Source organism: Streptomyces sp. E11-3 (genome assembly GCF_046540415.1).
In the GTDB taxonomy this organism is placed as follows: Bacteria; Actinomycetota; Actinomycetes; order Streptomycetales; family Streptomycetaceae; genus Streptomyces.
Window position 1 is genome coordinate 1 of record NZ_JAZGRL010000002.1, and the last position, 18,867, is coordinate 18,867.

Here is an 18,867-nt window from a genome sequence, read left to right on the forward strand (position 1 = left end):
AGGTCTTCGCCATGATCAAGACCCGCGAGTGTCAACAACGCTCATGATCAATACAGCTAGCCGGTGGTGGGCGGGAGGCCGACGCGGTGGCGGGGGCCGTCGCTGTGGAACTGCTGCACAACTTCACCTTGCTGCACGACGACATCATGGACGGCGATCGCACGCGGCGTCACCGTTCGGCGGCCTGGGTGGAGTTCGGCGTGCCGACCGCGCTGCTGACGGGTGACGCGCTGCTGGTGCTGGCCTTGCGCGTGGTGACAGACCAGGGCATCCGGCGGCAGGAGAAGCGGTCGTGCGGTCTCTGCAGGACCTGATGCATGGTCAAAGCGCCGACATGGCCTTCCAGCGGGGCGGTGACGTCTCAAGGGATGACTACTTGGTGATGGCGGCGGGCAAGTCTGGATCGCTCGCATCGACCGCGTGTGTCCTGGGCGCGATCCTCGCTCAAGCCACCCCCGAAGCAGTGGGGGCTCTCGGCTGTTTCGGACGCCACCTTGGCGTGGCCTTCCAGTGCGTGGACGACATGCTGGGCATCTGGGGTGATGCTGCCCTGACGGGCAAGCCGGTCGGCGCCGATCTGCTGGCGCGGAGGAGGACTCTGCCGGTCCTCGCCGCCTTGGAGGCCGGCGGGAAACCAGCCCGGCAGGTCGAGCGCCTGTACGGGGACGGCGGCCTCGGCCCCGTGTGGCTGCAAGAGCTCATGGAGGCGATCGAGAACGCCGGAGGGCGGGTCGGCCGCTGAGGCCGAAGCCGGGCGGCAGGTCGACCTGGCGTTGCGTTGCCTGGAATGCGAGGGCATCACCTCACGGGGACGAGTGGCCCTGAGGGCTCTGGCCGCCGAGGCGATCCACCGCGACCACTGAACCAAGAGCGTGGAACCCGCTGTACGAGACGAGGTTGTATGAGCACCGGCACTGCGCTGACGATCCCCGTGTTCTACTGCCCCATCCCCCCTGCGAACCGGCCCGACGCACAGGATGTCGAGCAGAAGGCTCTGGAGTGGATCACCGAGATGGGCGCGTACGCGGACGGCCGACGGCTCGACGCGCTCGCAGCTGCCCAGGCAGGCATCGTCATCCCGCAAGCGATGCCTCACGCGTTCCCCGACCGTCTCCAGATCGCGGCCGACTTCATGTACTGGGGATTCACCTTCGACGACTGCCACTTCGAGGAGGGTGCGCTGGGCGACCGTCCCGGGGAAGCGATCGAGTTCCTGGGCACCATGAGCCGCGTCGTCGAGGCTCCCTGGGCGCCGCTGCTCCCCGCCAATCCCTGGGCCCGCGCACTGCGCGACCTGCGCCGGCGCGTCGACGCCTGCGCGACGTACGAACAGTCCCAGCGTTGGGTCTGCGGTATGCAGACCCTGTTCTCCGGCCTGGCTTGGGAAACCTGCCACCGCGGCCGGGGAGTCTGCCCCGACGTGGACACCTACCTGATGATCCGCCGCGGCAGCATCGGCATGGAACCGCTGACCGCGCTGAACGACCTCGTCGACGGTTATGTCCTGCCTGGTCGTCCCTCCTGCACAGGTGGCCGCACTTGGACGACCTCGGTTCCGCTACCGGCACGACAACCTCGACTTGGCCGTCGGATCACCCTGCAGTTCGAGAGTGGAAGCATCCGCGTTCTCAACCTCCGGACGAAATCGTCGTGGCCCTTGACCAGCACCTGGGCCCGGTCGAAGCCCATCTCCACGAGGCGATGACGCCTACAGGCACGGATGCCTCACCATGAGGCGATCCTGGAGCCGATACGCCCCCGGCGACCACCGGCGGTGAAGCGCGGGAACTCACGCTGGGTCCGCTGAGCCTCGCTTGTCCTCAACGTGGACGACGTGAAGTTCGGTGCCGTCCCGGTGGCGCTTGGAACGTCCAAACAGCCCGACAGCGATCTCCGACTCATCCCTAGGCTCATCGGTGCCGACATAGGTAAGGACGTCGCTGTGGTGCCCCGTGACGACCCATCCCTCGGCATCCTTGAGGTCGATCACCCCGAAGTCTCCTGCCGAAGATCCGGCATGCACCGGGCCGAACTCCTTCAGGATCTCGGTGGCCTGTTCAGCCAGCTCTCCATCCGGGGCGGTCAGCACGACACAAGTGCCATGCTCGAACAGCACCCACGACTTGTGAGGGTCGGCAAGAAGCCGCTGCCAGACGTCTATCAGCATCTCGGTGTTCACGGTGGTCATCATGCCGCAGAGCACCGACACAGGGTGACGGTCGGCCGACGGCTACGGCGAATACGCGACTCCTGAACACGCGGGCCTACCAGTCCCAAGGCCGGGGCCCCACCGCTCGGCGACGGGACCCCTTCCCGCGCACCGGGGAGGAGACCCCGTCCGGGGTGATCTGTGCTCGATGAAGTGACCCCGCGGGCCGCTGGAGTGGTTGAGCCGATCATGCGTAGCGCGATGATGACGGCCCTCGTGAAGTGCAAGGCCAAGAAGGCCGGAAGGATGCGGGTCTACGTTCACAACGGCAAGCTCGACGGCCGCACCGGCCGGGTGGCCAGTAGGTACATCGACTGACACAGGCCGCGGATGGTGCAGAGTGAGGTCAGGCGCCAAGGGGGCCCGCTTGCGGGCCTCGGTGTGCTCCCGGATCGCGGCAGCGACGTCCAGCAGCGCGTACGCGACGGCCGCCAGGCCCTCCCCGATCGCGTCGGTCTGATTCTCCTCGCGCTCCCGCTCGGCCGCCCGGCTTTCCGCGTAGTCGCCTCACACGCCCTGGCTCGGCATCCTCGCCCCTCCCTCCAGGCCGCCGGTCCGTCCAGCGGGCTCCTGCACCCCCTCGGGGGCGGGGGTGAAGCGCCCACCCCGCGACACCGTCGAGTCCGCGCCAGGTCTGGACCCCGGATAGGCTCCCCATGTCCGGCGTTCGGGTTCTCAGCGAGCGCTCATGCGGCCCAGCGTGCGGTACCAGTCGTCAGCGGGCCCATCCACGATCACGCCGTCCCGTTCCGCCCAGGCGTGTTCTTCTGTGTCCCTTTCGCGAGCCCCTGGTCGGCTCGACCGCACGTAGATCCACTCCCCGAGCCCCTGGTCGGAGAGGTACTCACTCAAGAGCCGGGTCGCCTCGCCGCAGGAACCGCGCGGAAGTCCGCCTCGTACACCTCCAGCTCGCCGCGTGCCTTCGCTTCCTCCAGCGCACACCTCACCCGGGAGGCGGCCGCGCGGACCGTCGCTATGTCCATGGCGCCATGGTGGGACCGGCTCTGTCGCGGTGCATCCCGACCGGTTCTCCGTCACAGTTATGCCGATATCTGCGACGCCGACGGCTCCGAACTGGTCATCGAGGGCTACCAGGGCGGGCGGGGTTCACGGTTCTTCCGCTTGTTCTCGCCGTCCATGGACGATCCACACGTGCTGCACCGGCTGATCGAACTTCATGTTCTGGGTCCATGCGCCCTCGTACTCGACTCGATGGAAGCCGCCGCTGTGATAGCCGTTGCTGGAGATGGCCACCGGGTCGAGTGCGGCTGCCGCGATGAGCGCGGTCAGGAACGTGCTGCCGTCCGTCGGGAGCCGGACCGCTCACGACGCGCCCGTCGCACGAGGTCGGCGGCTGCTTGCGGCCAGGAACCGTGGTCGAAGGTGAACCCGGCGCTGCTCAGCCGCCCGGGCACCACCCGCCGGCTCTTCAGGAGGAGTTCGGTGTCGGAACGGAGAACAAAGGCACCGATCTCGGCCATCCACCGCGTTGCGGGCAGTCCGACCGGCATGCCCCAGGCGCCGCGCAGCGCACGCGCGAACTCCCGCTGCGGCAGCGGACCAGGAGCCGCGAGATTGACCGCCCCAGTGATGTCGTCCCGGCCGATCAGGAACTCCACGGCGCGTACGAAGTCACGGTCGTGGATCCAGGACACGTACTGGGCACCGCCCGCGACCGGGCCGCCGAGGCCTAGCCGCGCCAGCCACAGCATGTAGTCGAAGACGCCGCCACGGTCAGGGCTCATCACCATCGCCGACCGCAGGGCCACCTTGCGCGTCTGCGGCGTCGCGGCCCGCTCCTGCTCCCGCTCCCAGTTCTGCGCGATCTCCACGCTGTAGGCCCAGTAGCCGGGGACACTGGGCTCATCGCCGCCGATCACCCCGGTGGCCTCGTTGTTCGGCGCGTCGAAGCGGTGGGCGTAGATGGTGGCGGTGCTCATCTGGAGCCAGACCCGGGGCGGCTTGTGGGCGGCGGCGATCGCCTCGCCCACGACCCGTGCGGAGTCCACGCGCGAGTCCATCATGGCGCGGAGGTTCTCGTCGGTGTAGCGGCAGCTGACGCTGCGGCCCGCGAGATTGATCACGACGTCACTGCCATCGATCACCTCCGCCCAGCGGCCGAGCGTCCGGCCGTCCCAGTGGATCTCGCCGTCCCGCACCGGGCGTCTGGTCAGGACCACGACCTCGTGGCCCGCAGCGGTCAGCGCCCGGCGCAGCACGCCGCCTACCTGGCCGGTCCCTCCCGGCAGCACGATCTTCACTGGTCTCTCCTCGGACGCCGTACGTTGCACAGCGAGCGTACGACCTGCCCGTACGGGACAGAGCGCGGCATGGCCGTCGGCCGACCGGGCGGGCGGAGCGGCATCACGGTACCTCGCGTACCGCGGAGTGCGGCGGGTCCGGGCGCGCCTGCCGGGTCGCTTCCATGTGTCGCTGCGCTGGGTGGCCAGCTGTCGCCAGCGGGCCTGTACGGTCAGCGGGTCAGCGAGGCAGCGGTCCGCTGACAGGAGATGGGTCCGCTCCCACCTCGCTCGGCACCTAGCCCGTGAACTCCGGCCGCTCGTACGGCGTCCACCACGTGGTCAGCCCCCACACTCCGATGCCGAGCGCGGCCACGGCGACGAGCGCCGCGGCCCACGGCCGGCCCAGCAGGCGCAGGGTCAGCGACCAGGCGACGACCGGTACGAGCGCGCCGCCGAGCGCGATGAGCGGAAGGTCGACGTACAGCACACTGAGGTCCCGGTGGATCTCTTCGAATCCACCGGTGACGCTGACGCGGGCGTGCGGCGCCCAGGCCAGCACGGCTGTCGAGGCGCCGCCCGCACCTGCGATCAGAAGTCCGGCGCATCCACGGGTCTGGTGATCCACATCGTCCATACCCGCCTCGACGCGCCGGAGCCCACCGCAGTTCCTGCCGCGATTTTTCTGGTCGCGTATCTCCAGGGGCAGGACGGAGCGGCGGATCACCCTAGGCGACGAGTTTTCGCAGCGACCAGCGGGTGAAAGGGCTGACCAAGCTTGGTGGGGCGGGTGGTGGCCGTATCGACGACGAAGTCCTCGTCATCACGACTGAGCAGGCGGAGGACGGCCGCCCGCCCAGCGAGCGGCCAGGCAGGCCAGGCCGAAGGGCCAGCACGTGGCGCAGCCGGGGCACATCGACGTTCCCGCAGCTCAACGCGTCGTACACGCCACCGTGGCCCCGACAGTGCCCGGCCACTGACGACACGTCAACGGGCGCGGGCACCAGGCCATCCGCGCATAGCAGTGCGTCCGTAAACTCGAACAGGTCGTCTCCGCACGCGCTCACCACCCCACCTACAGCTGGAGGCTCCGGGCAGGCCGCCCTACGACCAGGCAGTGAGCTGGACCTCGCTCACCTACGCAGTGGAACACGCCGAGGAGCCCGGCACCAGGCTGTTGGTCACCACCAACCCGCAGGACGGCCAGGGGCGGGGCATTCCCCGGCGGGGCGAGGTAGGGACCGACGACATGGCGGCCTGGTCGATGAAGAACGGGTCCGTGAAGAGCCTTAAATGTCCCGGTCGGGTGGGGTCATTCAGGCGTGCTCGGGCCGAAGAGGGACTCGATGTGTGCCTGTAGGTCCCGGAGGAGGTCTGTCGGGGCCTGGGACGTCCCTGCCGGTTCACTGGAGGCAGGGCGTTGGGTGTCAGTCAGACGCGGGACCCGAAGTACGACCGTCCCGTCGGCCCGCCGTTCAATCGTGTACGCGGAACTCTGTTCCGGGTCTGTCGGGCCGGCTCGTCGGCCGCTGCGTGCCTGTCGGGTCTGCAGCCATGCGGCGAGGGTCTGGAGCGTGGCGGTGGTGAGTGTGAGTATCGCGATGATGGTGCCGAGCTCGCCATGCGTGTCTGTGGTGGCCGGGGGCGGTTGCTTCCGGATGGCCCCTTCGGGGAGGTTCTCGCTCAGTTCGTGGAATTCGATGAGCCGAAGTCCCTCGACGATCAGGGAGGGTTGGTGTTGCGTGTCGGACATGCGGCTGCTCCTCGTTGGTGGGGCGCATCCGGTTCACGATGGTCACACCCAACTGAGCAGGAGGGGGGCCGACTGCCCGACGCGGGGTGGATAGCCGTGGGTGTTCCAACAACTGTCCAGCTGATTCAGCGTCCAGTCGAGGTCGAATCCGAATGCACGGAACACGTCGGCAGTCTGCTCGCGGAGCGGGTGCAGTCCGGTGGCAAGGCCCAGCAGGGCCAGGCAGTTCAGCAGCCGGACCGAGCCGAGCAGGGGCAACATGCCGTCCTCCCGCATCACTTCGGCGCTCCGGTCGGCTGCTGTGTGGTCACGTGCCGTCCACAGAGCAGTGTCGCGGTACAGGCTGTCGGCTTCCTGGTCGGCCTGGTCCATGATGTGGTCGAAGGGGATCTTCAGTTCGGGCGAGGCCGTCACCAGAGCGTCAGCGACGGCGTGCAGTGGCGCGGCCGTGAGCGCGCCGCGTTCCCAGTAGTGCTCCAGCATCTTCTCTCGTAACCTCACATCGCTTTCCTCGATCATGGTGAAGGAGAGGAGGCGGTCTCCGTCTGTGACGAAGGCGCCTCGCCCCAGGGAGCCCTCCGGGCTCATCGTCTGGGCCGCCAGTACCTCTAGCCGGGCCTTGCGAACGCCGGGCCGGGTCCCGGGCTGCAGGTCCGACGCTGGGGCGGTGAACAGGTGTTGTCCTTGCCAGGAGACATCCATGCCCGCGCCCCCGCCATGGGTATACGTCTCCACCGGAACATGGCTCACGGTGAGGTAGGGGCGCCGATTCAGCGTCCGTACGAGAATCTGGTGCTGAGCCAACGAGAATTTCTCGCCGAGCAGTTCCCGAAGTCGGCCTTCGTGCAGGGAACTGAGCACCTCGGCGACAACGGTCGCAGTGAGATCTGAGGCGCCATCAGCAAGAATGCCGGGAGTCCCGTTCCGCTCGCCGGTCTCGCCGTAGCTGATCAGATGGTCTTCGAACGCCCTGATGTCACCTGCCGTTATTCGCTCGAAGTCGATGAGGCGTTGCTGCAGGCGGAGGGCGATGCGGCGTGCGCTGACCAGAGGATCTGCGTGGTCGGGGGAGAGGAGTAGCGTGACCAGCTCAGGGTCGTCGTAGAAGTAGGCGCGCAGGTATGTGAGTGCCAGGTCCGTCTCGGTGGCGAGCCGGGAGTCCTGCTTGCACAGGTGCCACCACAGGCTCTTGATGGCCAGATAGCCGGGAAGGTAGCCCTGCCCAGCGGCGCTCAACGGAGAAGCGAGCAGGCTTGCTTTCGCTGCCAGCCCGTCCGGACTGAGTCTGGCGTCATGCAGGACCGAGGCAGCAGCTGCCATGGAGGCGAACGGTTCGACCACCGTGTCGTTCGTTGCCAGTATCCTGCGGTCGCTGAAGTGGAAGGCCAGGTTCCAGGTGAGCGAGCTGGCTGCTCGACTCTGGAGTCTGGATACCGCGTCGTGCTCGGCGAACAGTGCCAGGCCCTCGGCAAGCGGCCTCAACAGGCGTACGGCAATGTGGAACCGGACCATGGCGTCCAGCACCGCCCACTCGGCCTCACTCAGCTCGGCGGGTGGCAAGGGCGGCACCCGCCGACCCAGACCACCGAACTCCTCGGCCAACTCCGCGAACGACCGCGCCATCACGTCGAGTTCTGCGGATTCCGCTGCCGACTCGGACACCACCCGGCGTAGCAGGCACACCTGAGCGTTGCCGTCGGCGCGGACGGCCAGGGCGACGAGCGCGTTTCCCACCGCCGAATGGAAGCACCAGTGGTGGGTCCACTCATGGATGTAGGCAGACACGTTTCGTGCTCCACCAGCCGTCAGTCCTAACCACGGACGAGGGTCGTCCTCGTCCTCCGTGGTGATGGCCGCGGCGTTGGTGATCAGGTCTGTCCAGGCCCGGCCGTCCAGAGAGCAGTGCCTACCCGATTCCACCGAACGAGTGTCCCACCGATGTCGACGGCAATCCATCGCTCCACCAGGGTTTGCAGGACTTCGCCCTCCACACCGAGTCGGTGCGGCGTTTGCAGTCCGCCGAGGCGACCCAGGAGGGAAGGCGGACCGAGCCGGCACCGACGCGCGCGTCCGCGGGAGCCGACCCGGTGAGGCAGTTTCTTCGGGCCGGTCGACTGCACCGCGCTTAAGGGTCTACCAAGCAGAGGGCAAGGCCGTGGCAAAAGAGGAAACTGATCCGGCTGATACGCGGCGAACCGAACCAGGGGGTCAGGCCGGTACAAGACCCGCAGAGTTCCCGAACCGTGTCCTCCTCAACATCCGACGATGTTCCTGGCCGATAAGGGAACAACGACAGCGACAGGCATTCCGCTCGAAGAGGATAGTCTCGAAGAGCGATTCGTAGTCATGAGCCACGTCGACGCGCGACATGCTGATCTCCGAACCTGAGACCCGAAGGTAATGTCCGGGCAGCGCAGCACATTCGTAACGTTGATTCTCGTCACGGCAGAGCGTCGCGTCTCCGCTGAATCCTGGGTCGAACAGGCCTCCGCCGGACACACGGACACCGGAGTACCACCGGCGCAAATACCGCCCCGGCCAACCGGCGTCGCAGCCAGTGCCGCATGGTCGCCACACCATGCGGCACTGCTCGACGCAGTCGACGAACTGCACGATACGGCCCAGCTCTCACAACCCACCGGGGACGTCCTGCGCGTTCACTACAGGACGGTTTGCCACTCGTCGCGGTCTGTCGCCGGGCTCACTGCACCACGACGCGGTCCCCGGTCGAAGTCGAGGGTCCGCTTGTGGTGTTGCCGTAGTAGCGCCAGCGCCACGTGCCCGACGTTCCGGCCGTCACCGTCGTCTTGAGCACACCCGAGCCGTCCGCGTACACCTTCTTCACCGTGGTGTAGGACGTGGCGCCCACGGGCTTGAACTGCAGGCTCACCTTCCGGCCGCCGTACGAGGCGTACTTGCGGGTCTCCCAGTTCGCCCGCGTGACCTTGCCCGTCACGGTGATGGTCTTCCCCTTGGTCACCGGTTCGGGGGACGCGTTGACCTTCAGGCGGGTGTTCCGCTTGACGTAGACCGTGAGGTCCTCGTCGTCGGCGTCGTGGCCGTCGCCCACGAAATACACACGGGCCGCGGTCTTCCAGGCGCCGGCGTCCTTGTTCCGCATGCTGTACTCACTCGGGTCGAGGTACAGCGTCTCGTTGAAGTCGCAGACACCCCTGCTCACGGTGATGCAGTCGCTGGTCTCGATGGCGTGCCACAGTTCGTCGCCCGAGCCGAGCTTCCCGCGGTACGGGAACACCATCGGACCTTCCCACCTCAGGGTGGTCGACATACGGAAGGACGCGGGCACCGCGACCTCCTTCGATATCCCGACCACGATCGGCTTGCCGCCGTTCACCTTGACCCGAGTGAACGCGACCCCGTTCTCAGCGGCCCCGGCCGGCACCGTCGCGACCGCCGTGAGCACTGCGGCCGCCCCACCGGCCACCGCGACTCTCCACGCCTTCTTCCCCACCTGATCCTCGATCTCTCCTACGGCATACGCACATGCGCACTGTCAGATGCCGGAGGGTGCACCCTCCGGCATCTGAGCAGACAGATGAGATCCACCTGGAGTTGTATGCACGTAGATCACGGTTCGGAAACCCGTTGACGCTCCGCCCGCGTTCCGGCGAGCAAGTCTCTCTCTGACCGCGCAGGTCGCGCGGGCCAGCAACCCGGGCGGCGCAACCGCGATATGGGCGCGCGACCGGCTGGACGGGCTGTGGTGTGACGGGGACTTCGCCGATTGGTACCCGCGGGATGGGCGTCCGGGTCTCGCGCCTGCTCACGTCCTGACGGCCATCACCGTCAGCATCGAGCGCCTCAGCGGACTGCCGCCAACCGAGGAAGCCCCCACCCCCCCGCTGACCGACTGCCTCCCAGAACTACCCTGACCAGCGCGAAACACCCCGGTCGAAGTCCTGGCGAACCCTGGGCAGCTGACCTCGACGGCCCCAAGATTGCCGACAGAGTCAAGCTCAGCTCTTCTCCAGCACAGCGCGGGCGTTGGAGAGGTATGCGTCCATGTCCTTCCGTACCTGGCCGTAGCGGTCTTTGTGACGCTTGAGGTCGGCCTCCTCATGCCGTTTCAGGACGTGCCACCAGATACCGATCGTGTTGTGTTCGAACTTGCACTCCACGTCCGCAATCGCCGTTGAGGTCGCCAACGCGCCCTGCTTCATGTCCTTGGACTGCTTGTCCCGCCAGTACTTTCCGGCGGCGCCCGGCGACTCGTACGCTTTTTGCCCCTTGTCCGTCATGCAGACCGACCAGGAGGCGAAGGCCTCCTTCAGCTCCGGGTCCTTCTCCGCCTGCTCCGCTACCGTCATCTTCCGGGTGTCGATATACGACAGGAAGTCGCGCAGGTGGTAGGGGCCGGTTCCGGAGACACCCTTGGTGAGGCGGCTGGAGTCGGAGCTTTCCGGGCGGCAGGAGTATTCGGCGTCGTCTTCGGCCGGAGTCAGCGGGCGGCCCGTGTTCTTGGCCTTCTCCTCGCGCAGGTACCTCTCCATGCTCTTACGGCTGGCGTCGGGGTCGTAGCCGTATCCCCAGCGTTTCGCGTATCCCGGATCGGTGGGGTGGAAGCGGCTGCTGAAGCTCATACCCGTCGCCACAGCAGGTGCGGGGTCATCGCCGATCGGCTCGGCGGGGGCGGGGTGCAGGGGGAAGTCGTCGAAGCCTCTACGGCGCATGCACTCTTGCGTCAACCTGGCCTTGGCCTCGTCGACTTGCCCCCAGGGCTCCAGCTCGGCGGGCGACCACTTCGGATCGTCCAGTGGCAGGGCGGGTAGCCGCTCCGCGTCCGTGTGGCTGTCCACTATCGGTATGCCGTCCGCTCCGACCGGCGGCGGTGCCGGGGCCGAAGAGGCTGATGCCGGGGGAGAAGGCGGCCTGCCTGCCTGACCGTTGCCGCATCCGGACACCACCACCAACGCCAACACCGCCGCTGCCGCCGCCGCTAGTTTGCGCGCCATCACGTTCCTCTCCCCGGACATCCGTTGCGTGGGTACAGAGCGAACCACAGCTTGATCTCCCCGGGGTGCCCGACCGCCCGGCGCCGGTCCGAATCGGTCCCTCCGAACGACGGGTACTCATAAGCCCCCACCCGTTCCGGCGCTCGGAACGGCACCGGGACGGCCCGGAGTTCCACATGTTGGCCAGAGTGATCAACATGTGGAAGCCCCGGACGCTGTGATCAACATGGGGGAGCAGCCCAACACCGTCTTCGAGGCGATCACTGGCATCCCCGCCCCGCGGGAGGAAGCCGCCACCGCCGAGCCAATGAACATGGAGAACGCGGGAGCCGCGTGCGACTTCTCCCCGAACGGGCCGATGGTCGGCGTCGAATCGCCGCCGGTGGTGTGGGCCTTCCGGCCGGGCAGGCCGGGCAGCCCGCCGAGCTGGTCCCGGACTCGGGCATCCGGATCGGCCTGCCCATCGCCACGATGCTCTGGAAGGCGTGCGAACGCTGCCGTCGGCTCATCAAGGCCAACAACTGGGCGGACCTGGCCCGCGAGTGCGGCTACCCGGAAGACTGGCCTATCGGATATCGGGTCCGCCGGATGCTCCGCCGCTGGTCCTGTTGCACGCGCTGGGTGAAGATGCCACTGACTGGGAGGCGGTTGTGCCCGCCCTCGCCCGGAGTCGGCGGGTGTATGCCCTCGATCTTCGCGGTCACGGCCGAAGCGACTGGCCGGGGGACTACTCGCTCGAACTCATGCAGGCTGATGTGCTCCAGGTCCTGGACGCACTGGGACTTGGCCCAGTGGATCTGATTGGGCACTCCATGGGCGGGATCGTGGCCTACCTGCTCGCGGAGGACCATCCGCAGCGGGTGAGCAGGCTCATCCTGGAGGACGTTCCAATCCCGCGTCCCCGGGAGCAGACCACCCTGACCAGGCCGGGCGGCGTCCTGACCTTTGACTGGGAGATGGTGCTGGCCGTCAGGCGGCAGATCGATGTGCCTGACCCCAGGTGGCTGGAGCGACTCAGCCAGATCACCGCCAAGACCCTCGTGCTCGCTGGTGGCCCACACAGCCATGTTCCCCAGGACGGCGTCGCCGAGCTGGCCCGCCGCATCCCCGGCGGGCGAGGCGTCACCATCCCGGTTGGACATCTGATCCACCGGGCAGCGCCGGAGCTGTTCACCGAGGCGGTTTCGGCGTTCCTGTAAGAGAACTTCCGTCCCACCCGCCAACCATGAGTCGCGGTCCAGGCCGTGGCGTGTGGACGGTCGCCGCGTCAACGTCCTCTGGGCACTCCTACGCGACGGACGGACCTACGAGGCCGTGCCTCCCACCGCTCACGCGGCTTGACAAACAGCATTAGGAATCACTGTACGCCGGCCTCGGGTGACACGACGATGCGGCGAAGCCAGCGGGTGCGGGCGTCCCGGGCGTCCCGGCTGAGCGCCGCCCGTGGTGCGAAGGTGTCGAAGCCGTGAAATGCCCCGGGCCATACGTGTAGTTCGGCTTGGCCGCCGGCCTGCCAGATGGCGTTCGCGTACGCCACACCCGCGTCCCGGAACATCTCGGCCGACCCGACATCGACGTATGTCGCAGGGAGTGCGGACAGGTTCGTAGCGCGGGCGGGGGCCGCGTAGGACGGCAGGTCCGCGGCGCCGTGGCGGTCGCCGAGGTAGGCCTGCCAGACGGTCGCGAGCGAGGCGCGGTCCAAGGTGTCGACGCCGTCCATCTGATGGCTGGAGATGGTGGTGTCGCGGTCGTCCAGCATCGGGGACATGAGCAGTTGCCCGATCGGTGTGGGCCCGCCTCGGTCACGGGTGAGGAGGCTGAGTGCCGCGGCGAGTCCACCGCCGGCGCTCTTTCCCCCGATGACGACGCGGTGCGCGTCGATGCCCAGGTCGGTCGCGTGTTCGGCCACCCAGACCAGTCCGGTGTGGCAGCCCTCCACCGCTGTGGGGTAGCGCGCCTGCGGCGCCAACGGGTACTCGACGGAGATCACGGCCAACCCGAGGGGGAGAGCCCAGTCGTGCAGCAGGCGTGGAAGCACGGACCACGCGTTGCCCATGATCATGCCGCCGCCGTGCAGGTAGTAAAGGAGGGGGAGCGATCCCGTGATGCCGGCGGGCCGTGCGCTCACGAGCGTGAGGCCTTGGCCGTCCGCCGCTCCCGGCACCCGCAGATCCTCGACCTCGAAGAGGCCGTCGGCCCGGAGTTCCTCAAGCGTCGGCCTGGGCCGGGCCGCGGCGTCCCGCTCCTGCCGGGCCGCGAGATTGGCCAGGGTCAGCGGCTCCCTCGCCCCGTTTCCCCGGGCCGCGAGGGCCGCACCCAGCTCGGGGTCGAAAGGAACCGCATCCCAGGTCTTCGCGTCGGGGCCGGGCTCCGACGGCAGGTCACGCGGGCTCATGACAGGCTGTCCCTTCCTGCGCGCGAGCGTGGCGGGAGCCGGAACGCGTAGGCGCGGTGGGCAGCGCATCCCTGACAGACGGCGGCGAACCGGGAGAGCCGGTGATCACCTTCATCGGACAGGATGTTGCGCCAGAAGCAGCGGAACTCCCCACACGCGCAATGCCGTTGGCTTACGTCGACGAACGCGGCGGTGTTGGAGTCGTGCCCCTCCTCGGCGGGTATCCGGGTGGGCGCGTCGGGGATGTCGAAGGGACCGAAGGCAGCGAACGGGTTGCCGCCCGCGGGATCGGGAAGCCCGTGTTGTCTGCGCTTCCACGCCACATCCTGCCCGGGGTCGTAGCCTCGCCCGGCGCACTCCACGCAGTTGCCTGGACCCGCGTTGTTCCCGGCACACCAGCATCGCCCATAGCCACCGCTGCCACCGGTGTAGGGCCTGCCTTCACACAGCAGACACACCCCCCAGCCCTGGCAGTCCTCGCACACCACCCCATCGATGTCGATCGTGCTGGGCGTGAACAGCGGCTGAGCCAGCCGCTGTTCGGTGAACACGACCGGCGTCCAACCGGTGAAAGTCAGAATTCCGGGCCCCGCGCCCTCGTAGACCTTGACCTCGAAGTCCTCACGTCGGACCGTCGCCCAACTCTCCCCGGGGCGGCCGCGATCTCGCCGTCGCACGGTCCAGCCGGCCTCGGTGAAGGCGTCCATGGCGTTGGCGAAATCGGGGGAGGACGGTCGATCGTCGCCACCGACACCGATGAGGAACAGGTGACGGTGACCGACCGGCGCCGGGGCGGCAAGCCGTACCGGGTCGCTCCACCCGCGGACCACGACAGGCCGGCGGTCCGGGTACAGGGCGGTGGCGACCCCCAGCAGCTGTCCCTTCAGCCACACCGCACTTGCCGAATCCGGGACTTCGGGTGTGTGCGGGTGCTCCTGTGGAGCGGCCGGATCCGTCATGCGGGTACCTTCCCTCAAGGAGTCGAACACACTAGTAGGTCTCCGTGAGGTCTGCGGGGCTCTCACGTGTCTGGCCAGGTGGGGGGCTGGTAGGGGACGGTGGCAGGTGGTGCAGGTAGTCGATGGGTGTGTCGTCGGGCAGGTTGGAGAGCCGGTAGTCAGTGGGAGCCGCGGCGGCGGGTCACTCGGCGAGCAGCCATAGATCGGGCAGTCTGCCGTCCCACCAGACCTGTTCGGCGGAGGCGGCCGCTTTGAGGGGGGCGCTCGAGGGCCTTGCCGGCCGGGCGGACCCGCACGGCGGCGAAGCGGGACCGCATCGGCCCGCGTTGCGCGGTCGGTCAGTGCCCCCCCGGAATCGGGCGTTGGTCCCGTAAGCGGCATCGGCCGCGATCACCTGCGGGGTCAGTCCCCAGGTGGTGAGCTCGTCAAGGATGTCCAGGGCGAGCAGTCGCTTCTCCCGATGCCCGACATCGGCGGGGACGTGCGTACTGGCCCGTCGCTCGGTGTCATCCGCCCACTCGGTGGGCAGGAACAGCCGCCACTGCAGCGGGCAGGATGCCGTGGCGGTGAACGCGTGGACGCTCACCGCGACCTGGCAGTTCGCACGTTTGCTAAGCGCGCCGCAGTACTGCGGCGCCACCCCGACCGCCGTCCGGCCGTCCTTGGGCACCGACACGCCATCGATCGCCCACGCGTCGGGGGCGAGAGATCTCGCCACGCGCGCGGCGATGCGACGCCGGACCGGCAGCGGATCCCACGGAGACTGGTTCACGAATTGCTGGAGGTTCTGCTCGTTTCCATCAAGTCTGCCCGCAGACCCTGAGGTTGCCCTACGTCCACGGATCCCACGTGCCCCTGAACGTGCCGAACGTGAAGACCTAACGGAGTCCGACTCGGGGATTGACAGATACGGCGAACTGGCGACCCACTCTGAGGCCCTCGACCGGCTCAGGCAGGACCTGCGCATGGACGGCCGGCACGACGCGGCCCAACTCGAGCAGTTCCTGCCCCACCTCGGTGAGGGGGCCACTGCCATGCTCTTCCGCTGCACCGCCTGTGGCACCCGCCTCTCCTACGCCCGTTTCCTCGGCCAACAGGGGCGTCCAGGTTCTGTGGTTGTTCGAACGCCTGCCGGAGCTACCGATGGCCAAAGAAGTGGGGCCGCCCATAGAGCGAAAAGGCCGGCCCGGCCTGGTACGAGCCTCGGCGAGGTCAGCGGATGGCGCCCAGCGTACGATCGGCAGTCGTGCCGTCGAGTAGGAGAGTGGTCTCCTCAATGCGCAGGAAGCGGCCATCAGGGGCGTACTCACCGAAGAGGTAGACCTCGGAGCGGGCGGTGGTTCCGTCGCGTTTTCGGAGGGTGACGGTGTGCCGGTCCGCGTAGAGGTGTCCGTGACGGAGTTCCTCATGGACCTCGATGCTGCCGCTGGTGATGAGCTGCTTCAGACAGGCGATGTGCTCCGTGAACTGTGCGCGGTTGGTCCACACCCCATCGGTACGCTGCCGATAATCAGGGGCGAAGTGCCGCTCGACTGCCTCTTCCAGGGCAAGCCCCGTGGTGAAGAGCAGGTCGGTGAGTGTGGCGTTGATGTTCGTAGGGTCCACGATGGTCTTTCCTCGGCATGCGGTCGGTGGACGGGAGCGGGCCTTCCTCATGTAACGAGAAGGCCCGGCCCTGATTTTCAGCGACGTTCGACCACTCCGCGCGGAAGGAGCAGGGCGGGCAGCGCGGTACAGGCGGTGAGGGCCATCAGCCACCAGAAGCTCGGCGCGAACTGCCCAGCTGCTGTCTGGTGGGTGTCGGTCTGGGCGGTGAGGACGGTGGCGACGACTACCGAGCCGAAGGCGCCACCGAGCTGGGTGGCGATGCGGCTGGTGGTGCTGGCATGCGCGATGTCCGTGCGCTCGATGTGGTGGTAGCAGGCGCCCATGGTCAGGATGGTCACCGCGCCGACGCCTGCGCCCCGCAGGACGAGCCCGGCCCCCAGCAGCCAGCCGTTGCCCGTGCCGGGGGCGGCCGCGAACGGCACGGTGCCGGCGACGGCCAGGGCGAGGGCGGCCAGGACTGTGCCACGGGTGCCGATGTGTGCGGTGACCCGGTTGGCCACCGAGCGGGCGGCGAAGGCTCCGATGCCCTGCAGCGCGAGGACAAGACCCGCTTGGAGCGGCGTGTAGCCCCAGGCCCGCTGGTAGTACAGCGGCAGCAGGAGCAGTGCCCCGTAGAAGGCAAGGCTGGTCAGCAACAGCGCGGACCAGGCGCCCAGGAAGTGGGCACGAGCGAAGAGCCGTATATCGACCAGCGGCGTGGCAGCTCCCAGTGCTCGCACCGCGAAACCGCCGATGAGTACGACCCCGGCACCGATCGCCACAGGAGTAGTCCAGCTGCGGCCGGTTCCGTCACCGAGCTGGGACAGACCGAAGACGAACAAGGCCAGTCCCGGTGAGAGCAGCAGCAGCCCTGGAACGTCGAGCGCCCGGTCGTGATCGGTCGGGGAGGCGGGCAGGCGGCGGGCGGCGAGGGTGATGCCGGCCAGGCAGATCGGCACGTTGATGAAGAAGATCCAGCGCCAGCCCGCCGAGTCCAGGAGCAGACCGCCGAGAATCGGGCCGAGGATCGGGGCCAGGACAGCGGGCAGGCCGACCGCACCCATGGCCCGAGCGGCTTGCCGCTTGCCCGCGCTCTGCACAAGCAGGGTCTGCAGGATGGGCATGGACAGACCGCCGCCGATGCCCTGCACGATGCGGAAGACGATCAGGCTGGTGATGTTCCACGCCAGACCGCAGGCTATCGAACCGATCAGGAACAGGGTCAGTGCCGTCAGCCAGATGCGCTTGCCGCCGTAGCGGTGGGTGGCCCAGCCGCTGACCGGGATGGCCACGGCCGAGGCCAGGGCGTAGCCGGTGGCTACCCACTGCACCGTAGAGACCGGGGCGTCGAAGGCCTTCGACAGGTCATCGAGGGCGACGTTGACGACGGTGGTGTCCAGGAGCGGCAGGACCGCCCCGAACAGCAGTACCACCACCATGCTCCGAGTGTGGGCATCCAGCCGGTCCGACGTCACGGCAGGAAGTCCGCGTACGTCAGTCACGGCCCGGCACACCCCCGGCCACCGGGGTGAAGTCCAGATCCAGGGAGAGAGGCCCGCGTGTGTACAGGCCGCTCTCCTGGTAGGTGTAACCGGCCGAGTAGCGTGCGTCCTGCAGCAAGGGGAGGAGCATCGCGGCGACCGTCTCGATCTCCGCGCGGGCGAACGCGGCGCCGACACACTGGTGTAGGCCGGTGCCGAAGGCCAGGTGCTGGGCGGCGGCGGTGAACGAGCGGGCTGTTCCCAGGTCGGCGCGGTGGATGTCGAAGGTGTCGGGGTCGGTGAACGCCTCCGGGTCACGGTTGGCCGCACCGATCATGCAGAACACCGTCGACCCGGCCGGGACGACGGTCCCGGAGAACTCCGTGTCCTGCTTCACCTGACGGGGAATGAGGTGGACCGGCGGTGTGAAGCGCAGCGTCTCGGCGATCGCCGCGGGCAGCAGCTCGGGGTCCTTGCGGACCTGGGCCATCGTCTCGGGCCGGTCGATGAGGTGGTGGAAGAGCATCGCGAGGGTCTTGTCGGCCGGTTCGGTCGCGGCTGCCAGGATGTTGATGATCAGTGCGGTGACGTCCCGTGTGCTCATGGCGATGCCGTCGAACTCCGCTGTGCGCAGCCGGGAGATGAGATCGTCCCCGGGCTCCGTGCGGCGCTGCTCGATGATGGGCACCAGGTACGCCTCCAGCTGCTCGGCGCACTGAAGGCAGTGCCGACGGCGCTCGTCGGTGAGGGTGATGCTGGTGATGAACTCTGCGACCCCGTGGTGCCAGGCGGCGACTTGCCGCCAGTCGTTCTTGTCCAGGCCGAGCACGTCGAGCGTCACGTAGACGGCGAACGGCTTGCCGAAGTCGTTGACCAGGTCGACCTGACCCCGCCCGAGGAAGGGCGCTATGAGTTCCTCGGCATTCGCGTGGATTGCCCGGACCTGGTCCTTGAGCGCGGCGCCGGTGAACCCACGCACCACGATCTTCCGCTTCGCGGTGTGCTCCGCCCCGGTCATCTGCGCCAGCACCGGTCCGCGCATCACCGGCTCGGCCCGCACCGTGAGCGTCTTGCTAGTGAACGCCTCGTGCTCGGTCAGGACCCGGCGCACATCCTGATAGCGGGAGAGGAAGTAGCTGTCGATGTCCGGCTCGTAGTGGACCGGGGTCTCTTGGCGGAGCATCGGGAAGTACGGGTAGGGGTTACGGGCGAAGTCCTCGGACAGGATGCTGAACTTCGGGGCAACAGTGGTCATGGAACGGCCTTTCTC

The 18,867-nt window shown here is 68.0% G+C and carries 19 protein-coding genes and 2 pseudogenes; 5 read left to right on the top strand and 16 right to left on the bottom strand.

The genetic code is table 11. The annotated features are described in order from the left end of the window. The first annotated feature begins 86 nt into the window (after positions 1–86). The 3 genes from U9R90_RS18680 to U9R90_RS18690 all read left to right on the top strand — a co-directional run bounded on the left by U9R90_RS18680 (position 87) and on the right by U9R90_RS18690 (position 1,705). Positions 87–314 carry a polyprenyl synthetase family protein gene (locus U9R90_RS18680; protein ID WP_411057793.1) on the top strand — a complete coding sequence of 76 codons (228 nt, stop codon included), beginning with the start codon at positions 87–89 and terminating at the stop codon, positions 312–314. Continuing rightward, positions 293–742, top strand: coding sequence for a polyprenyl synthetase family protein (locus tag U9R90_RS18685; protein WP_411057794.1), 450 nt, complete (start codon positions 293–295; stop codon positions 740–742). Before U9R90_RS18680 ends, U9R90_RS18685 begins: the two co-directional genes overlap by 22 nt. A gap of 159 nt (positions 743–901) precedes the next feature. Further along, complete coding sequence (locus tag U9R90_RS18690) at positions 902–1,705, top strand: terpene synthase family protein (RefSeq protein WP_411057795.1); 804 nt, start codon at positions 902–904, stop codon at positions 1,703–1,705. A gap of 84 nt (positions 1,706–1,789) precedes the next feature. Here the strand turns inward: U9R90_RS18690 and U9R90_RS18695 are convergent, their stop codons facing one another. After that, on the bottom strand, positions 1,790–2,191 hold the full coding sequence (locus U9R90_RS18695; protein ID WP_411059731.1) for a hypothetical protein: 402 nt from the start codon (positions 2,189–2,191) through the stop codon (positions 1,790–1,792). A 207-nt stretch (positions 2,192–2,398) separates the two neighbouring features. On the opposite strand from U9R90_RS18695, the gene U9R90_RS18700 reads away from it, so the two are divergent. Next, positions 2,399–2,527 carry a hypothetical protein gene (locus U9R90_RS18700; RefSeq protein WP_411057796.1) on the top strand — a complete coding sequence of 43 codons (129 nt, stop codon included), beginning with the start codon at positions 2,399–2,401 and terminating at the stop codon, positions 2,525–2,527. Between the two features lie 530 nt (positions 2,528–3,057). Here U9R90_RS18700 and U9R90_RS18705 read toward each other — a convergent pair. The 9 genes and pseudogenes from U9R90_RS18705 to U9R90_RS18745 form a co-directional block, all read right to left on the bottom strand. Continuing rightward, complete coding sequence (locus U9R90_RS18705; protein WP_411057797.1) at positions 3,058–3,192, bottom strand: hypothetical protein; 135 nt, start codon at positions 3,190–3,192, stop codon at positions 3,058–3,060. A gap of 124 nt (positions 3,193–3,316) precedes the next feature. Then, a complete protein-coding gene (locus U9R90_RS18710) occupies positions 3,317–3,463 on the bottom strand; it encodes a hypothetical protein (RefSeq protein WP_411057798.1) in 147 nt (48 codons plus the stop codon). A 32-nt stretch (positions 3,464–3,495) separates the two neighbouring features. After that, positions 3,496–4,470 carry an epimerase gene (locus U9R90_RS18715; RefSeq protein ID WP_411057799.1) on the bottom strand — a complete coding sequence of 325 codons (975 nt, stop codon included), beginning with the start codon at positions 4,468–4,470 and terminating at the stop codon, positions 3,496–3,498. 277 nt (positions 4,471–4,747) lie between these two features. Then, entirely contained in the window at positions 4,748–5,086 is a 339-nt protein-coding gene (locus U9R90_RS18720) for a hypothetical protein (RefSeq protein WP_411054301.1), read from the bottom strand. A gap of 94 nt (positions 5,087–5,180) precedes the next feature. After that, positions 5,181–5,332, bottom strand: a pseudogene (locus U9R90_RS18725) (helix-turn-helix domain-containing protein); the annotation flags it as partial. A 429-nt stretch (positions 5,333–5,761) separates the two neighbouring features. Further along, complete coding sequence (locus U9R90_RS18730; RefSeq protein ID WP_411057800.1) at positions 5,762–6,202, bottom strand: hypothetical protein; 441 nt, start codon at positions 6,200–6,202, stop codon at positions 5,762–5,764. 42 nt (positions 6,203–6,244) lie between these two features. Further along, on the bottom strand, positions 6,245–7,987 hold the full coding sequence (locus tag U9R90_RS18735; protein WP_411057802.1) for a hypothetical protein: 1,743 nt from the start codon (positions 7,985–7,987) through the stop codon (positions 6,245–6,247). A 916-nt stretch (positions 7,988–8,903) separates the two neighbouring features. Further along, positions 8,904–9,674, bottom strand: a complete 771-nt coding sequence (locus tag U9R90_RS18740; protein ID WP_411057803.1) for a hypothetical protein — start codon at positions 9,672–9,674, stop codon at positions 8,904–8,906. A 505-nt stretch (positions 9,675–10,179) separates the two neighbouring features. Beyond that, entirely contained in the window at positions 10,180–11,019 is an 840-nt protein-coding gene (locus U9R90_RS18745; RefSeq protein ID WP_411057804.1) for a hypothetical protein, read from the bottom strand. Positions 11,020–11,717: 698 nt separating this feature from the next. On the opposite strand from U9R90_RS18745, the gene U9R90_RS18750 reads away from it, so the two are divergent. Next, complete coding sequence (locus tag U9R90_RS18750; protein ID WP_411057805.1) at positions 11,718–12,374, top strand: alpha/beta fold hydrolase; 657 nt, start codon at positions 11,718–11,720, stop codon at positions 12,372–12,374. Positions 12,375–12,532: 158 nt separating this feature from the next. On the opposite strand, the gene U9R90_RS18755 is transcribed toward U9R90_RS18750, so the two are convergent. The 6 genes and pseudogenes from U9R90_RS18755 to U9R90_RS18780 form a co-directional block, all read right to left on the bottom strand. Then, entirely contained in the window at positions 12,533–13,570 is a 1,038-nt protein-coding gene (locus tag U9R90_RS18755; protein ID WP_411057806.1) for an alpha/beta hydrolase, read from the bottom strand. Further along, positions 13,567–14,529 (bottom strand): hypothetical protein, encoded by a 963-nt coding sequence (locus U9R90_RS18760; protein WP_411057807.1) that lies wholly within the window; start codon positions 14,527–14,529, stop codon positions 13,567–13,569. Before U9R90_RS18760 ends, U9R90_RS18755 begins: the two co-directional genes overlap by 4 nt. A gap of 337 nt (positions 14,530–14,866) precedes the next feature. After that, positions 14,867–15,343: pseudogene (locus U9R90_RS18765) on the bottom strand (transposase); the annotation flags it as partial. 398 nt (positions 15,344–15,741) lie between these two features. Further along, positions 15,742–16,134, bottom strand: coding sequence for a nuclear transport factor 2 family protein (locus U9R90_RS18770; RefSeq protein ID WP_411057808.1), 393 nt, complete (start codon positions 16,132–16,134; stop codon positions 15,742–15,744). A 77-nt stretch (positions 16,135–16,211) separates the two neighbouring features. After that, on the bottom strand, positions 16,212–17,555 hold the full coding sequence (locus U9R90_RS18775; protein ID WP_411057809.1) for a DHA2 family efflux MFS transporter permease subunit: 1,344 nt from the start codon (positions 17,553–17,555) through the stop codon (positions 16,212–16,214). Between the two features lie 55 nt (positions 17,556–17,610). Continuing rightward, positions 17,611–18,852 carry a cytochrome P450, cyclodipeptide synthase-associated gene (locus U9R90_RS18780; protein ID WP_411057810.1) on the bottom strand — a complete coding sequence of 414 codons (1,242 nt, stop codon included), beginning with the start codon at positions 18,850–18,852 and terminating at the stop codon, positions 17,611–17,613. Positions 18,853–18,867: the final 15 nt, after the last annotated feature.

What these genes read in the sequence shown, in the direction of transcription:
- U9R90_RS18690 (WP_411057795.1), top strand. Translation starts at nt 902, where the DNA reads ATGAGCACCGGCACTGCGCTGACGATCCCCGTGTTCTACTGCCCCATC.
- U9R90_RS18695 (WP_411059731.1), bottom strand. Translation starts at nt 2,191, where the DNA reads ATGATGACCACCGTGAACACCGAGATGCTGATAGACGTCTGGCAGCGG.
- U9R90_RS18700 (WP_411057796.1), top strand. Translation starts at nt 2,399, where the DNA reads ATGCGTAGCGCGATGATGACGGCCCTCGTGAAGTGCAAGGCCAAGAAG.
- U9R90_RS18705 (WP_411057797.1), bottom strand. Translation starts at nt 3,192, where the DNA reads ATGGACATAGCGACGGTCCGCGCGGCCGCCTCCCGGGTGAGGTGTGCG.
- U9R90_RS18720 (WP_411054301.1), bottom strand. Translation starts at nt 5,086, where the DNA reads ATGGACGATGTGGATCACCAGACCCGTGGATGCGCCGGACTTCTGATC.
- U9R90_RS18730 (WP_411057800.1), bottom strand. Translation starts at nt 6,202, where the DNA reads ATGTCCGACACGCAACACCAACCCTCCCTGATCGTCGAGGGACTTCGG.
- U9R90_RS18755 (WP_411057806.1), bottom strand. Translation starts at nt 13,570, where the DNA reads ATGAGCCCGCGTGACCTGCCGTCGGAGCCCGGCCCCGACGCGAAGACC.
- U9R90_RS18760 (WP_411057807.1), bottom strand. Translation starts at nt 14,529, where the DNA reads ATGACGGATCCGGCCGCTCCACAGGAGCACCCGCACACACCCGAAGTC.
- U9R90_RS18775 (WP_411057809.1), bottom strand. Translation starts at nt 17,555, where the DNA reads ATGGTGGTGGTACTGCTGTTCGGGGCGGTCCTGCCGCTCCTGGACACC.
- U9R90_RS18780 (WP_411057810.1), bottom strand. Translation starts at nt 18,852, where the DNA reads ATGACCACTGTTGCCCCGAAGTTCAGCATCCTGTCCGAGGACTTCGCC.